The 15,218-nt window shown below is 68.5% G+C and carries 17 protein-coding genes; 7 read left to right on the top strand and 10 right to left on the bottom strand.

The features are described 5' to 3' along the window. Nucleotides 1–44 precede the first annotated feature (44 nt). The 4 genes from ACX80L_RS03925 to ACX80L_RS03910 are packed head-to-tail and all read left to right on the top strand — an operon-like array spanning nt 45 to nt 2,294. Nucleotides 45–374, top strand: a complete 330-nt coding sequence (locus ACX80L_RS03925) for a PadR family transcriptional regulator (protein ID WP_208739312.1) — start codon at nt 45–47, stop codon at nt 372–374. A gap of 2 nt (nt 375–376) precedes the next feature. Beyond that, on the top strand, nt 377–736 hold the full coding sequence (locus ACX80L_RS03920) for a DUF1048 domain-containing protein (protein WP_208741789.1): 360 nt from the start codon (nt 377–379) through the stop codon (nt 734–736). Further along, complete coding sequence (locus ACX80L_RS03915; RefSeq protein ID WP_459287785.1) at nt 733–1,536, top strand: ABC transporter ATP-binding protein; 804 nt, start codon at nt 733–735, stop codon at nt 1,534–1,536. The genes ACX80L_RS03920 and ACX80L_RS03915 overlap by 4 nt, the downstream gene beginning before the upstream one ends. Beyond that, nucleotides 1,533–2,294, top strand: a complete 762-nt coding sequence (locus ACX80L_RS03910; protein ID WP_459287783.1) for an ABC transporter permease — start codon at nt 1,533–1,535, stop codon at nt 2,292–2,294. Before ACX80L_RS03915 ends, ACX80L_RS03910 begins: the two co-directional genes overlap by 4 nt. 57 nt (nt 2,295–2,351) lie before the next feature. Here the strand turns inward: ACX80L_RS03910 and ACX80L_RS03905 are convergent, their stop codons facing one another. Further along, nucleotides 2,352–3,239, bottom strand: coding sequence for a GAF domain-containing protein (locus ACX80L_RS03905; RefSeq protein ID WP_459287781.1), 888 nt, complete (start codon nt 3,237–3,239; stop codon nt 2,352–2,354). Between the two features lie 138 nt (nt 3,240–3,377). After that, nucleotides 3,378–4,073 (bottom strand): LmeA family phospholipid-binding protein, encoded by a 696-nt coding sequence (locus ACX80L_RS03900; RefSeq protein WP_459287779.1) that lies wholly within the window; start codon nt 4,071–4,073, stop codon nt 3,378–3,380. Nucleotides 4,074–4,246: 173 nt separating this feature from the next. Here ACX80L_RS03900 and ACX80L_RS03895 point away from each other — a divergent pair, with 173 nt between their 5' ends. Next, entirely contained in the window at nt 4,247–4,510 is a 264-nt protein-coding gene (locus tag ACX80L_RS03895; protein ID WP_459287777.1) for an HPr family phosphocarrier protein, read from the top strand. A gap of 229 nt (nt 4,511–4,739) precedes the next feature. Beyond that, nucleotides 4,740–5,009 carry a hypothetical protein gene (locus ACX80L_RS03890; protein ID WP_208739306.1) on the top strand — a complete coding sequence of 90 codons (270 nt, stop codon included), beginning with the start codon at nt 4,740–4,742 and terminating at the stop codon, nt 5,007–5,009. A 78-nt stretch (nt 5,010–5,087) separates the two neighbouring features. Here ACX80L_RS03890 and ACX80L_RS03885 read toward each other — a convergent pair whose 3' ends face one another. From ACX80L_RS03885 to ACX80L_RS03850, 8 genes are all read right to left on the bottom strand, one after another. Continuing rightward, nucleotides 5,088–5,864 carry an ANTAR domain-containing protein gene (locus tag ACX80L_RS03885; protein WP_459269056.1) on the bottom strand — a complete coding sequence of 259 codons (777 nt, stop codon included), beginning with the start codon at nt 5,862–5,864 and terminating at the stop codon, nt 5,088–5,090. A gap of 388 nt (nt 5,865–6,252) precedes the next feature. After that, complete coding sequence (locus ACX80L_RS03880) at nt 6,253–6,591, bottom strand: ANTAR domain-containing protein (RefSeq protein WP_459287774.1); 339 nt, start codon at nt 6,589–6,591, stop codon at nt 6,253–6,255. A gap of 158 nt (nt 6,592–6,749) precedes the next feature. After that, nucleotides 6,750–7,553 (bottom strand): HpcH/HpaI aldolase family protein, encoded by an 804-nt coding sequence (locus ACX80L_RS03875; RefSeq protein WP_208739303.1) that lies wholly within the window; start codon nt 7,551–7,553, stop codon nt 6,750–6,752. Continuing rightward, on the bottom strand, nt 7,538–8,323 hold the full coding sequence (hpaH, locus tag ACX80L_RS03870) for a 2-oxo-hept-4-ene-1,7-dioate hydratase (RefSeq protein WP_133081485.1): 786 nt from the start codon (nt 8,321–8,323) through the stop codon (nt 7,538–7,540). Before hpaH ends, ACX80L_RS03875 begins: the two co-directional genes overlap by 16 nt. 2 nt (nt 8,324–8,325) lie before the next feature. Next, nucleotides 8,326–9,402, bottom strand: a complete 1,077-nt coding sequence (gene hpaD, locus ACX80L_RS03865) for a 3,4-dihydroxyphenylacetate 2,3-dioxygenase (protein WP_459287772.1) — start codon at nt 9,400–9,402, stop codon at nt 8,326–8,328. A 36-nt stretch (nt 9,403–9,438) separates the two neighbouring features. Further along, complete coding sequence (gene hpaE, locus ACX80L_RS03860; RefSeq protein ID WP_459287770.1) at nt 9,439–10,980, bottom strand: 5-carboxymethyl-2-hydroxymuconate semialdehyde dehydrogenase; 1,542 nt, start codon at nt 10,978–10,980, stop codon at nt 9,439–9,441. Beyond that, a complete protein-coding gene (locus tag ACX80L_RS03855) occupies nt 10,977–11,660 on the bottom strand; it encodes an FCD domain-containing protein (RefSeq protein WP_133081482.1) in 684 nt (227 codons plus the stop codon). Before ACX80L_RS03855 ends, hpaE begins: the two co-directional genes overlap by 4 nt. Next, nucleotides 11,657–13,120: a fumarylacetoacetate hydrolase family protein gene (locus tag ACX80L_RS03850; protein WP_459287768.1), complete on the bottom strand. Its 1,464-nt coding sequence runs from the start codon at nt 13,118–13,120 to the stop codon at nt 11,657–11,659. Before ACX80L_RS03850 ends, ACX80L_RS03855 begins: the two co-directional genes overlap by 4 nt. 180 nt (nt 13,121–13,300) lie before the next feature. Between ACX80L_RS03850 and ACX80L_RS03845 the strand changes: the two genes are divergently transcribed. Continuing rightward, the gene (locus ACX80L_RS03845; protein WP_459287766.1) at nt 13,301–15,217 is read left to right on the top strand and encodes an FAD-binding monooxygenase; all 1,917 of its coding nucleotides are present in this window, start codon (nt 13,301–13,303) and stop codon (nt 15,215–15,217) included. Nucleotide 15,218: the final 1 nt, after the last annotated feature.

Below are 15,218 nucleotides of genomic sequence, written 5' to 3'. Positions count from 1 at the left end.
CTTTGTACCGGTATCAAGTAACACTGAGTAGCGAGAGGAGAGTCATGGGCAGGCAGGCGACAGAGATGCTCAAGGGCACCCTCGAGGGCATCGTCCTCGCACTTCTCGCCGGAAGGGCTGCGTACGGGTACGAGATCACGACGTGGCTGCGTGAGCAGGGCTTCTCGGACATCGCGGAGGGCACCATCTACGCGCTTCTCGTGCGGGTGGAGCAACGGGGGCTCGTGGACGTGGAGAAGGTCCCGTCCGAGAAGGGCCCCCCGCGCAAGGTGTACTCGCTCAACGCGCAGGGGCAGGAATACCTCAACGAGTTCTGGAGGACATGGAGCTTCCTCTCGGAACGGCTCGAACAGCTCCGACAAGGAGGGGTGTGACCATGTGGATCGAGAAGATCGTCGGGGATCTCGGCGACAAGAAGAGGTACAGGGAGTACAAGGAGCGCATCCGGCAGTTGCCGGAGGGCTACCGCCAGGCCGCTGCGGCGCTCGAGCGGTACCTCATGAACCTCGGCCCGAGTGACGACGGCAAGAGCCTCATCGCCATGCTCAACGATCTCGCCGACCTGCTCGAGCAGAGCGTCGCCGCAGGAACGCCCATCCGGGACGTCGTCGGTGCGGACCCTGCCGAGTTCGCCGAGGAGTTCATGCAGAACTATGGCGGTGGAAGCTGGATCCGCAAGGAGCGCAACCGCCTCGCCTCCGCGATCGACGACGCCGAAAGGGACGAGCGGCGATGAGCGCCGTGGCGTCCCCCATCCGGGTGTCGGGACTGGAGAAGTCCTACAAGGATCTCCACGTGCTCCGCGGCATCGACTTCGACGTCGCCGGCGGCAGCATCTTCGCGTTGCTGGGGTCCAACGGCGCCGGCAAGACGACTGTCGTGAAGATCCTCTCGACCCTGCTCTCCGCGGATGCCGGCACGGCGTCGATCAGCGGGTTCGACGTCGCTGCGCAGCCGGCGCAGGTGCGTGGATCGATCAGCCTCACGGGTCAGTTCGCGGCTGTCGACGAGGTGCTCAGTGGACGCGAGAACCTCGTGCTCATCGCACGGCTGCGGCACCTCAGCGACCCGGGCGGCATCGCCGATGACCTGCTGCGCCGCTTCTTGCTGACGGACGCGGGAGGGCGGAAGGTCTCGACCTACTCAGGTGGGATGCGCCGTCGCCTCGACATCGCGATGAGCCTGATCGGGCACCCGCCCGTCATCTTCCTCGACGAGCCGACCACAGGGCTCGACCCCGAGGCGCGCATCGAGGTGTGGCAGGCGGTGAAGGAACTCGCTATGCAGGGCACCACGATCCTGCTCACCACCCAGTACCTCGAGGAGGCCGAGCACCTCGCCGACCGCATCGCCGTCCTCCATCAGGGCCATATCATCGCGAACGGCACCCTGGCGGAACTCAAGCAGCTCCTTCCACCCGCCCAGGTCGAGTACGTCGAGAAGCAACCGACCCTCGAGGACGTCTTCCTCGCGATCATCGGCGTCGACACCGCGACGGACACCCCGTCCGGACCCACCCGGAAGGACTCCCGGTGACCACCCACCTCCTCGGCGACATCGCCGTGCTGACAGGGCGATCCCTGCGCCACATCACGCGCAGTGTGGACACGATCGTCACGACGGCGGTCATGCCCGTCGCCATCATGCTTCTCTTCGTCTTCGTGCTCGGTGGTGCGATCGATACCGGCTCGTCCTCCTACGTGAACTACCTGCTGCCCGGCGTCCTGCTCATCACGGTCGCCTCGGGCGTCGCGTACACCTCCTACCGGCTCTTCCTCGACCTGCAGAGCGGTATCTTCGAGCGCTTCCAGTCCATGCCCGTCGCCCGGTCCAGCATGCTCTGGGCGCATGTCCTGACATCACTGGTCGCCAATCTGGTCTCCCTCGTGATCGTCGTCCTCGCCGCCGTCGCCATGGGTTTCCGCTCGGGCGCAGGGGTTGCGGCCTGGCTCGCCGTCGCCGGCATGCTGGTGCTGTTCACACTCGCCCTGACCTGGATCGCGGTGATCGCCGGACTCTCGGCGAAGTCGGTGGACGGCGCCGCAGCGTTCTCCTATCCGCTGATCTTCCTGCCGTTCATCAGCTCCGCCTTCGCGCCCACCGAGTCCATGCCGGGTCCGGTGCGCTGGTTCGCGGAACACCAGCCCGTCACCTCCATCGTCGAGACGATCCGGAACCTGTTCGCGCAGCAGCCGGTCGGCAGCGACATCTGGACAGCGCTCGCCTGGTGCGTCGGGGGCCTGGTGGCTGCCTACGCCGTCGCCATCATGACCTATCGGCGCAGGACCGGCTAGGCAGGGCCGTGAGCGCATGGTCCGGCAGGAGGGAAGCCTTCGCGGATGGGGCCTTCGTCAGACCCACATCTCGATCTGTACCTGCCCGGCCAGCCGCCTGAGTACCTGCACATCGTCATCAGTGAAGATCCGCGGCTGGTCATCCATCAGGCACAGGGTGCCGATACGCCAGCCGTCCACGGTGCAGACGGGGTGACCGGCGTAGAAGCGGACTCCGGGCGCGCCGGTGACGAGGGGATGATCGCGCCACTCCGGATGCACGCGTGCATCCGCGATGACCAGCGTGCGGTCCTGTTCGATGGTCGTCGCACAGAGCGAGAGGTCCCGCGGAAGATCCTGGCCCAACGGTCCGACGACGGATTTGATGATCTGCGAATCGCCGGTGATCAGGGCGATGGAGGCCGAGCTGACACCGAAATGGTCCCGCGCCTGCCGGGTGATCCGATCGAAGCGGTCCTCCGCACCACCCTCCAGCAAGCCGGACTCGTGCAAGGCCTGCAGGCGTCGGAACTCGGTCTCGTCGGCATCGGATCCACCTCCGATGCCACCTGCAGCAGCCACTGCATCGAACGAGGAACCGCTGCCGAAGGTAGCGCTGGTGCTGTGATCCCCGGCGGGTGGGGCGTTGAAGTCGTACCCGTCGGGGGAGAGGTCGAGGGGGCGGAGGTAGTCGCCGTAGCCGGAGAAGGAGGCGGCCTCCTCGTTGCTGTAGTGCGCACCATCGGCCGTGGATCCCTCGCTGTCCAGGCATTCGTTGACGGCCTGGGCGAGCACGTCGCGCTGCTCCACCTCGAGCATCACCAGACCGGAGAGGTAGCCCCGGACCTCGAGCTGGTCGGAGTCCCCGGCCAGGTCGACATACGTCCGGAAGACGTCAGGGAGGTTCAGGCCGGCGGCCCGCACCGTCTGAATGGCGCTCCACTGCTGAAGGTACCCATCCAGCATGCCCGTCCTCCGTCCACTGATCCGTTCGACCATCGCAGGTCGACCCCGGACGGATCGACCTCGCCCACCAAGACTATGCTCATCGGCGTCGCCCGCGCCTGTACTCGACAGCCGATGGCAGAGTGCCGCCGACCAGGACTAGGGTGCAAGCCTGACATCCTCGCCCCGGAGGCTCGCGCGGAAGCCGTCGGTCTGGACGGTGACCCCCTCCAGCACGAGGCCGGCGGGCAGGCCGTCGATATCGTGCTCGATGGTCACGAACCGCCTGACGACGGCGGCGGTGGCATCGGAGAGGAAATCCGGGCCACCGATGTCGATCGAGCGCGGCTCCAGCACGAGCCTGCCGGCCTGGACGTCGACGGTGCCGGTCGCCGTGACGCGCACCTCGCGCCCCAGGGCGTCCACGGTGCGGACCACCGTGGCCTGGCCGCCTCCGGCAGCGCGGACCACGGAGTCGTCGCCGAGCTCGTCGGCCACGACTTCGAACGGCACGGTCGCGTCCACGACCAGCCGCGCGGCCACCGACCGGTCCGGCCCCACGACCACGTCCTGCCCGACCGCCCGGACATCGCGGAGCGTCGAGTCCGGGGTCACGACCGTCCCGGCCTCCAGCACGAGGTCGGCGAACCACGTCTCGTCCTCGAGCAGGGTGGCGGGGGGTGCTGCCGTCGTCGATGGGTCCTCAGCTCCCGCCGACGCCGTCTGCGCAGGTCCCGGCCCGCCTGCGTCCGCCGGGTCGCTCAGCCCCCACCAGAGGATCACGAGCGCTACCCCCAGGACGAGTGCCATTCCCGTAGCGCCGATCAGCCAATCCCTTGCACGCGTCCAGTCCATAGGGACAGTCTGATGGCTGGTGGGCCCGGAAGGGGGGCGATCCTGTCACCCTGCATCCTGCGGCGGACCCAGCACTGGAGAAGGGAAGGGCAAATTCCGCGAGGAACACGAGCGGTGGTGATTAGATGAACAGTGTCGAGGGGCCAGGATCCCGGGCGGGAGGAGGAACAGCCGTGGAACGAAGCGTCGTCGTCGCCAATCCGCGCGGCGTACATGCCATGCTCGCAGTCCGTATCGCCGCCATCGCCGACAGCTTCAGCGGGAGGGTGTTCCTCCGTCTCGCGTCCGACCCGGACTACTCGGTCGATGCATCGCAGGTCACGTCGGTCCTCAGCCTCGGTGCCGGTACCGAGGAAGTCGTGACCATCAGCTGCGAGGGGCCGGGTGCCGAGAAGACAGTGGCCGCCCTGGCCGCCGTACTCACGGATGTCGACTGACGGCATCGGGACGGAGTGCCCGAGAGGACCGGCCAGGGTGTGCAGGTGGGTGGTTCTCCGGTCGTCGTGAGTTCGAGCGCGACGTCGCGGGCGAGGTCGGTGCGGTGACGGTGCCGTGCAGGCACAATGGGGGATACAACCGGACACCCGGGGCGACGGCGGATCGAGAGATCGGATCCGACGGCACGGCCGTGTCCACCGACCGAGGTTCAAGAAGGACTGTGTACAGATGTCAGCAGAGGATCGTCATCAACTCGCCGTCGCAGCGGCGGACAAGGAAGCAGCGGCGTTCGAACTGGACCATGCTGAGCTGAACCTCAAGGAGGCCATCGTCGTCGCCCTCGAGCACGGCGAGGACCCGGAAGTCATCGCGGAGGTGGTGGACCTCGATCCCGAGGAGATTCTCGAGCTGAAGGAATCCGTCGACCAGCCGCCCCTGCTCAGCCTCGACGACATCACGCCGGCGGTTCCGCCGGCAAGCGTCCCGAGCGCCGGCTGACAGCTCCCGGTCCAGCAGGTCCTGATGCGACATCCCGGCAGGACCTGCTGGACCTGTCGTGCAGCGCCAGGAGGGGGGTCAGGGGTTCGGGGCGGTGTTCCCGGTGTGCGGGACCACCGGGGCCGGGTTCGACGCCCGTTCGAGGATGAGCTGGGCCAGGGTGTGGACCTTGACGTTCTGATTGTTCGAGGAGCTCCGCAGGATCCGGAATGCCTCCTCCTGGCTGCAGCGGTTCTGGGCCATGATGATTCCCACAGCGACATCGATGGCAGAACGGGTCTCCGTGGCCGCGACCATGTGCGCGGTCTGGTCCCTGGCGTCGTCGACCTTCACGATCAGGCTCAATGCGGCACCGGCCGAGGTCGCGAAGGCTTCGGCGGCCCGCTGCCGCTCGGGCGTGAACACCGCGCGTTCGGCGCCGTAGAAGTTGATGCTCGCCGCACCCTCACTCCTGCCGTCGTCCGTGCCGTCGTTCCTGGCACGCAGGGGAAGAGGCATCCCCATCATCGAGAGATAGCCGTGATCGGCGACCGCTCGCAGGTATCCGCGCCACCGCTGGTCGGCATCGGTGTCATCCACGACCGTGGTGGTTCCGGTGTTCAGGGCGGTGAGGCAGGGCCCGTCGCCGGCGTCGTACTGCAGTTCGTCCAGGACGCCGACCTCGGGGATGCTGCTCACCAGCGTCACCATGCGCCGGCGGTTCCGGTAGGTGATGCCCGAGACCACGTCGGCAGGAGCCATGATCGTGGCCGAGAGCCGGACCACGGCGTCGAGGAACTCCTGCACACTCTGGTGCGCGAGCATCAGGTCGTAGATGTCGCTGGTGTAGTCCTGAGGGTCGGTGGTCCCGGCCATGCGTGTCGAACTCCTGTGAGAACAGTGCCGGCCCTGCGGTAGGGCGCGGCATTACCGATGGGTCGATGTCCGCCGAGGCAGGCATCCTGACCGAGGAGGAGAATGCTACCTCCGCACGAGCATCCCTGTATCCACGGCATGGAGACGGACGTCTCCGGGTCTTCCTGCTGCGTTCCTCCAGTCTCATGGACCACCCTCGCCACAACCCGGAACGAATCCTCAGTTTTGGATCAAGTCGGGGTCCGCACGCTCGTCCGCGGTGAGGGCTCCAGTGCTAGGAGCGCCCGGCAGTACGGGGCAGCAGTGCGGCATAGGAAGGATTGTCCCGGACGAACGCGCACGACCTGGCTGCCGGGAGGAGAAGGAGGGGAGCGGAGCCCGGGGCCGATCAGGGGGGTGTGCTGCGGGTGCCGGGCAGGACGGGGTTTCGGGTGGTCGAGATGATGTCCTCGGCGATCCGGCCCGCGGGGACCTGACGTGCGCACGCCGCGCTGAGCAGCAGGGCATGGGCCTGGTGCACGGTGCAGTGCTGGTTGCCCATGATGATGCCCGTCGCGATCTGCACGGGTCGGGGAAGGGGGAGAGCCTGCTCGGGGCACAGGGTGGCGCGGATCAGCCCGGCCCAGTCATCGACCAGATGCCTCGCGCGTGCTGCAGGTGCGTCGTCGGATCCGGAATCCGGAGCGATGCGGTGGGGGATCTGGTGCGGTTCTACGTCGTCGTTCATGCTGCACTGCCCCTATCGGGGATCGTGCTCTGCCATGGATGCGGTTGCTACGGCACCGTCAAGAAGAAACCAGGAGTACGGCCTATGTCTGGACCGCGTACCCCTCACACTACGCTCAGCCGTCAAGACGGCCGTGGCGCCGACAGGTCCGGAGGCGCTCAATAGCTGGACGGGGAGTCGTCCTCCGGCGCCGGAAGATAGGCGGTGGCGAGGGCTTCGGAGCCGCGGGCGAGGAGGGAGACGTCGGCACCGACGAGGACGAAGGATGCCCCGGATTCCAGGTAGTGCCGGGCGGTGGTCGGGGTGAACGCGTTGACGCCGGCCGGTTTCCCGGCCAGCGCTGCAGCGTGCAGGCAGTTCCCGACGGCGGTGCGGACCTGCGCGTGTTCCTGCTGGCCGAGCAGTCCCATGGACGCGGCGAGATCGGAGGGCCCGAGGAAGATGGCGTCGACGCCGTCGACGGCGAGGATGTCCTCCACCGCCTCGACGGCGGCCGTGGATTCGATCTGGACCGTGACGCTGACGGTTCCGCCGGCCGTGGCCAGGTAGTCGGGGATCCTGTTCCAGCGGGCGGCGCGGGCCAGTGCGGAGCCGACGCCGCGGACGCCCTCGGGCGGGTAGCGGGTGGCGGCGACGGCGGCCCGCGCGTCTGCCACGGTGTTCACCATGGGGATCAGCAGATTCTGCACGCCGAGGTCGAGGTACTGCTTGATGAGCACGGTGTCGTTGACCGGAGGACGGACGAGTACCTGCACCGGGTACCCGTGGACGGCCTGCAGCTGGGCGAGGATCGATTCGAGGCCGTTCGGGCTGTGCTCGGCGTCGACGAGCAGCCAGTCGAGCCCGGACCCGGCACAGATCTCGGCGACCAAGGGGCTGCCCGAACACACCCACATCCCGGCCAGCGGGCGCTCTGCAGCAACCAGTGCCTCGGCGAAGGTGGGTCCTAGACGAAGCGGCATGTCACGGCTCCCAGTGCTCCGTAGTCGGCGTGGACGGTGTCCCCCCGGTCCACCCACATGGGTCGGGTGAAGGATCCGGCGAGGATGATGTCGCCGGCCTTCAGGCCGTCCCCGTGGGCGGCGATCTTGTTGGCGAGCCAGTGCACGCCGGCGGCCGGATGGTCCAGGACCCCTGCGGCGACCCCGGTCTCCTCGACGACCTGGTTCTTGTAGAGGATGGCGGATACCCAGCGCAGGTCGACGGCGTCGGGCCGCACCGGCCGTCCGCCGACGACCATGGCGCCCATCGCCGCGTTGTCGGAGATGGTGTCCACGATGGTCCGGCCCTCCATCTCGATCCTCGAGTCGAGGATCTCCAGCGCAGGCACCACATGGTCGGTCGCATTCAGGACGTCGAAGATGGTGCAGCCCGGTCCGCTGAGGTCGTCCTTGAGCACGAAGGCCAGCTCGACCTCGACCCGGGGGTGTGTGTACCGGTCCCACTCCACGGAGCACCCCGTCTCGAGGACCATGTCGTCGAAGATCGCCCCGTAGTCGGGCTCGGTGATGCCCGTCGCGGCCTGCATGGCCCTGCTCGTGAGCCCGATCTTCCGGCCCACGAGCGTACGTCCGGCGTCCTCGTTGCGCTGCCGCCACAACCGCTGCACGGCGTAGGAGTCCTCCACCGTCATCCCCGGGTAGCGGGCGGTCAGCAGCGGGACGGGAACCCGGCTCCGGCCGGCCTCCAGCAGCTCATCGGCGATGGCCTCGATCGTCGCGTCGTCCAGCATGGCTACAGCTGGGCGCCGAGTTTGAAGCCCTCGGCCTCGGCGCCGTCCTTGCGGGTGTAGGAGAAGCCGTCGGCGCCGACGGTGACCGCCATCTCGCTGCGTTCGTCGCGCTCGGTGACGGGCTGCGGGTTTCCGTCGAGGTCCAGGACGAGGGACGCCTCCGAGTACCAGGACGGTACGACGGCGTTGCCCCACCAGTCGCGGCGCTGGTTGTCGTGCACGTCCCAGGTGATCGTCGGATTGTCCGGGTCCCCGGTGTAGTAGTCCTGGCAGTAGATCTCGATGCGGTGATCGTCCGGGTCGAGAATGTAGAGGTAGAAGGCGTTGGAGACGCCGTGCCGTCCGGGGCCGCGCTCGATGCGGTCGCTGATCCGCAGGGCGCCCATCTTGTCGCAGATCTGGATGATGTTGTGCTTCTCGTGGGTGGCGAACGCGACGTGGTGCATGCGCGGGCCGTTGCCGCCGGTCAGCGCGGTGTCGTGCACCGTCTGCTTGCGGTGCATCCACACCGCGTAGGTCACGCCGTCGGAGTCCTGGATGTCTTCCGAGACGCGGAAGCCGAGGTCCTCGAGGTACGCCCGGCCGCGTGGCACGTCGGGGGTGACCTGGTTGAAGTGGTCCAAACGGACCAGTTCGCCCGCCGAGTAGAGGTCGTAGCGCTGGGTGAGGCGCTCGACGTGCTCGACGTCGTAGAAGAACTCGTAGGGGAAGCCCAGCGGGTCCTCGACCCGGACGGAGTCCCCGACGCCCTTGGTGAAGCCGTCCGCACGGCGTTCGGTGCGGCAGCCCAGTTCCCTGTAGTAGGCCTCGGCGGCGTCGACCTCGGCCGGTGACTTCACGCGGTAGGCGAACGCGGCGACGGCGGCGACCGGTCCCTTCCTCAGGACGAGGTTGTGGTGGATGAACTCCTCGAGGGACCGCAGGTAGATGGCCTCGTCGTCCTCATCGGTGACGTGCAGGCCGAGGACGTCGACATAGAACGCGCGGGAGCGTGCGAGGTCGGTGACCACGATCTCCATGTAGGCGCAGCGCACGATGTCCGGAGCGGGAACCGAGGGCGTGGGTACGGGATTCGTCATGGGATTCTCTCTTCGTCGAGCGAACGGGGTGGGGGCTCAGCCTTCGTCGGCGGCGGCGGCGTCGATGCTGCCGAACCTGGGGGTGTGGACGGTACCGAGGGTGATATGGACGGCCTGCTGGTCGGTGTAGAAGTCGATGGAGCGGTAGCCGCCCTCGTGCCCGAGACCCGAGGCCTTGACGCCGCCGAACGGGGTGCGGAGGTCGCGGACGTTGTGGCTGTTGAGCCACACCATGCCCGCCTCGACGTTCGAGGAGAAGGTGTGGGCGCGGGTGAGGTCCTTCGTCCAGATGTAGGCGGCGAGCCCGTACCGGGTGTTGTTCGCGAGTGCCAGGGCCTCGTCGTCGGTGTCGAAGGGGGTGATGGCCACCACGGGACCGAAGATCTCCTCCTGGAAGATCCGCGCGTCGGGGGCCACGTCCGCGAACACGGTGGGGGCGATGTAGTTGCCCTCCGGGAGGTGCTCGGGGCGTCCGCCGCCGGCGAGCAGCCGGCCCTCGGTCTTCCCGATCTCCACGTAGGAGGCCACCTTGCCGAAGTGCACGGGATGCACGAGGGCCCCGACCTCGGTCTTCGGGTCGTGGGGATCCCCGACGACGATCGCCTTCGCCCGCGCTGCGTACTTCTCGCAGAACGCGTCGTAGACCGGGCGTTCGACGAGGATCCGGGAGCCTGCGGTGCACCGTTCGCCGTTGAGGGAGAAGACCCCGAACAGGGCCGAGTCGATGGCGGCGTCGAGGTCCGCGTCGGCGAAGACGACGCAGGGTGACTTCCCGCCGAGCTCCATCGACAGGCCCTTGAGGTTCGCCGCGGCGTTCCGGAAGATCGTCTGGCCGGTGGTGGTCTCGCCGGTGAAGGAGATCAAAGGGACGTCCGGGTGCTTGACGAGGGCGTCGCCGGCTTCCTCGCCGAGCCCGTTGACGAGGTTGAACACGCCGTCGGGCAGGCCGGCGTCCCGAAAGATCTCCGCCCACAGGGAGGCGGAGAGGGGCGTGAACTCGGCGGGCTTGAGGACCACCGTGTTTCCCGTGGCGAGGGCGGGAGCGAGCTTCCAGGACTCCAGCATGAAGGGTGTGTTCCACGGGGTGATGAGCCCGGCGACGCCGATGGGCTTGCGGTTCACGTAGTTGATCTGGGAGCCGGGGACCTTCATGGCGTCGTCGAACTGGGCCACGATCAGGTCCGCGAAGAAGCGGAAGTTCTCCGCGGCGCGCAGCGCCTGGCCCTTGGCCTGGGTGATGGGCAGGCCCGTGTCGAAGGTCTCGAGTTCGGCGAGCCGGGACTCCTGGGCCTCGACGGCGTCGGCGATCCGGTTGAGGACCCGGGCACGTTCGCGGGGCTTCATGCGGGGCCATGGCCCGTTGGTGAAGGCCTCCCGTGCGGCCGCCACCGCGAGGTCGATGTCCTCCTTCTGCCCCGCCGCGGCCGTGGCGTAGGTGGTGTTGGACACCGGGTCGAGGACCTCGAAGGTCGCGCCGCCCACCGAATCGACGAAGCGTCCGTCGATGTAGTGCTGGATGGAGGTCGGCAGGTCCTCCGGCACGTAGTGTGTCGTGGCCGCGTCGATGGGGCTGGTCATGGCATTTCCTCACTGGTGTGTGCGCCGGTCTGCGCGAGATAGGCGTCGAGGGTGGCGCTGCGATGGAGTCTCGCCGCGCGTTCGATGGCGTCGGCCTCCGCTCCGCCCTCGATGAGCCGGAGGAGGGCGTCGTGTTCCTCGACCGACTCGTGGGCCCGGCCGGGGACGAACCGGAACGTGGAGGAGCGCAGCGACGCGAGGCGGTTCCAGCCGCGGTGGACGAGGTCCAGGATGTGCGGATTGGGACAGTTCTCGAACAGGACGGAGTGGAAGTCCTGGTTGAGCCGGGTGAAGCGCACGGGGTCGAAATGGTCGAGGCAGGCGCGCATCTCCTCGTTGACGGCGCGGGCCCGTGCGATGTCCGCCGGCCCGATGAGCGGCGAGGAGAGCGCGGTCGCGGCTCCCTCGACGATGCTCAGGGTCTGCATCGTGTAGAGGTACTCGGTGGGATCGATGCCCGCGACGGTCGCACCGACATTGCGCTCGAAGGTCACCAGTCCCTCGGCCTCGAGCCGCCGGATGGCCTCGCGCACCGGGACCACGCTCACCCCGAGGTCGTCGGCGATCTTCGCGAGCACCAGGCGGAAACCGGGGGAGTAGGTGCCGTCGACGATGCGGGCCTTGACCGCGGAGTACGCCTGTTCGGATTTGCTGCCGGAGGCCGTGCCCGTCCTGCTCATGCCCGCTTCCCCGCGTCCTGTTCCTCGAAGCGCGCCCGCCACTGCGCGTTCATCGGATAGAGGCCGTCCACGCCGTGACCCTGCCGGACCATCTCCGCGATGAAAGCCTCCTCGCGCTCCTGCTGCAGGGAGTCGTCCGCCAGGTCCTCGGCGAGCGCGGGAGGGATCACGAGGATGCCGTCCGCATCGGCGACGATGATGTCGCCGGGCTGCACGGTCGTGCCGCCGCAGGCGATGGTGATGTCGGTGTCCCACGGGATGTGCCGGCGCCCGAGGACGGCGGGGTGCGGATTGGCGTAGTACGTCGGGATGTCCATGCCGGCGACGGTGGAGAAGTCGCGGACACCGCCGTCGGTGATGATGGCTGCGGCTCCACGGACCTGTGCCCGCAGGGCGAGGATGTCGCCGATGGTCCCCGTGCCGGTCTCGCCGCGTGCCTCCATGACGAGGATCTCGCCCTCGTTGACGGAGTCGATGGCACGCTTCTGGGCGTTGAACCCACCGCCGTGCGCCGCGAAGAGATCCTCGCGGTTCGGGACGTAGCGCAGCGTGCGGGCGAGACCGACGACGCGGCGGTCCGGCCGGGTCGACTGCAGGCCGTCGATGCTCACGTTGTTCAGCCCGCGCTTGCGCAGCTGCGAGGACAGGGTGGCGGTGGCCACGCTCCCGAGTTTGGCGCGGAGTCCGGCGCTCAGGACCGACGCCGGTTCCGGGAGGCCGGCGGCCTCCCGGGAGCCGTAGGCCTCCTCCCGCTGGACGTCATCGGCCCTGGGGCCGGCGCCGAAGCCTGCGAGCGGCGTCGTGCCCTCCTCCACGCGGGTGGCCAGCCGGCCGGTCGAGAGGGTGCCGCCGGACGCCGAGACCTCGACCTCGAGCGTGTCGCCCGGCTGTGCGACCGAGGCGCCGGCCGGTGTGCCGGTGAGGATGATGTCCCCGGTCTCGAGGGTCAGGAGCTGCGACAGGTCGGCGACGAGGCGCGCGAAGGGGAAGAGGAGGTCCGCGGTGGTGTCGTCCTGCACGAGCTCCCCGTTGTGCCAGGTGCGGATGCGCAGGGCGGCAGGGTCGAGATCGCCGGCCGGGATCAGGCCCGGGCCCACGGGTGTGAAGCCGTCACCGCCCTTGGACCGGAGGTTCGAGCCCTTGTCCGCGTAGCGGAGGTCGTAGACCCCGAGGTCGTTGCTCGCCGTCACCCAGGCCACATGGTCCCAGGCCTGCTCGAGGGATACGCGACGGGCGGGACGGCCGATGACCAGGGCGATCTCGCCCTCGAAACCGAGGAGTTCGCACCCGGCGGGGCGTTCCACCGCTGCACCGGACAGCGAGAGCGAGGAGGACGGCTTGAGGAAGTACGACGGCTGGTCGGGTGTACGACCGCGCTGCGCCGCCCTGCTGGGGTAGTTGATGTGCACGGCGATGACCTTGCGGGCTGCGGCCAGGACGCCGTCGTCTACCAGTTCCACCCGTGGCTCCTCATCGAGTACGAAATCGTATACGAAGATTAGGCAGGACGTGGCGGAAGCGTCAAGGGGAGTTGTTGGGCCCGCCATCGGGGGCTAGCATCGCTTCACGAAAGAAGAACCGCCCGTTCGATTATCGAACCGGCCCGCTTGGCAACCATCACGACGAAGTGAGGACAGCCCGTGCAATTCCACCACCACGGTTACGTGTCGGGTGATCCCCGCGTCCAGCCTGCCGCCGGCACCGGGCTCGACCGGCCGGAGGAACTCCCCGACGAGGTCGACGTCCTCATCATCGGCACCGGCCCGGCAGGCATGATCACCGCCGCCCAGCTCTCCCAGTTTTCCGGCATCTCCACGCGGATCGTGGAGCGCCGGCCGGAGCGGTTGGCGATCGGGCAGGCCGACGGCATCCAGGCCCGCAGCGTCGAGACGTTCCAGGCCTTCGGGTTCGCCCAGCGCATCACGGAGGAGGCCTACCGGATCGTGGAGATGGCCTTCTGGAAGCCGGACCCCGAGGACGCCTCGCGCATCGTCCGTACGGCACGCCCCGAGGACGATCCTGCCGGGATCAGCGAATTCCCCCACCTCATCGTCAACCAGGCCCGCGTCCTCGACTACTTCGCCGAGGTCATGAAGAACGCGCCCACGCGCATGGTGCCCGACTACGGCTACGAGTTCGCGAACCTCGAGGTCGACGACGACGCCGAGTACCCCGTCCGGGTCACGCTCGTGCACACCGCGGGTGAGCAGGAGGGCGCTGTGCGCACCGTCCGGGCCAGGTACGTCGTGGGGGCCGACGGCGCCCGCAGCAGGGTCCGCCAGGCGATCGGCTGCACCCTCGCAGGGGACCAGGCCAACCATGCATGGGGCGTCATGGACGCCCTTGCCGTCAGCGACTTCCCCGACATCCGCCGCAAGTGCGCCATCCAGTCCGGGGCGGGCGGCAGCATCCTCCTGATCCCGCGCGAGGGTGGACATCTGTTCCGGATGTACGTGGACCTCGGGGAGGTGGACCCGGCGGACAAGGGCGCGGTCCGCGCCACGACGGTGGAGCAGATCATCGCGAAGGCCAACCAGATCCTCAGCCCCTACACACTGGACGTGCGCGACGTCGCCTGGAACAGCGTCTACGAGGTGGGCCACCGCCTCACCGACCGGTTCGACGACGTGCTGCCGGAGGAGCTGGGAACCCGCACACCGCGTGTCTTCATCACCGGGGATGCGTGCCACACGCACAGCGCCAAGGCGGGCCAGGGCATGAACGTCTCCATGCAGGACGGCTTCAACCTCGGGTGGAAGCTCGGCCACGTGCTCGAAGGCCGCAGCCCCGAGGACCTGCTGGCGACGTACTCCGCGGAGCGGCAGGTCGTCGCGCAGGAGCTCATCGCGTTCGACAGGCAGTGGTCCACCCTCATGGCGAGGAAGCCGGAGGAGTTCGCCGACCCCTCCGAGCTGGAGGACTTCTACGTGCGGACCGCGGAGTTCCCCGCCGGCTTCATGACCCAGTACGCGCCGTCCATCCTCGTCGCGGAGCCCGCACACCAGGACCTCGCTGCCGGCTTCCCGATCGGCAAGCGCTTCAAATCGGCCCCGGTCGTCCGGGTCTGCGACGGCGTCCCCATGCACCTGGGCCACCACGCCACGGCGGACGGCCGCTGGCGCATCTACGTCTTCGCCGACGGCGCGGAAGCGGGCGCCGATTCCCTGGTGTCGGGATTCGCCGACTGGATCCGCACGGCTCCGGACTCGCCGCTCGCGGCCACCCCGCCGGGCGCGGATCCGGATGCGTGGTTCGACGTGAAGGTCGTCTACCAGCAGGACCACACCCGCGTGGACATCGGGCGCGTACCGTCGGGATTCAAGCCCGCCGTGGGACCCTTCGGACTCACCGACTACGAACGGGTGTACGCCGCCGACCCGCACGCGGACATCTTCGACCTGCGGGGGCTCGACCGCTCCGGCGTCGTCGTCGTGGTCCGACCCGACCAGTACGTCGCGCACGTGCTGCCGCTGGCCGGCACCGCCGGCCTCGCGGAGTTCTTCGCCCCGCTGCTGGTGGCCCGCTCGGACCGGCGCGCAGGACGGGCGTTCGCCTGAC

Source organism: Arthrobacter sp. MDT1-48-3, assembly GCF_054511015.1.
The sequence above is the reverse complement of the archived record's forward strand: the minus strand, read 5'-3'. Positions and strand labels throughout refer to the sequence as shown.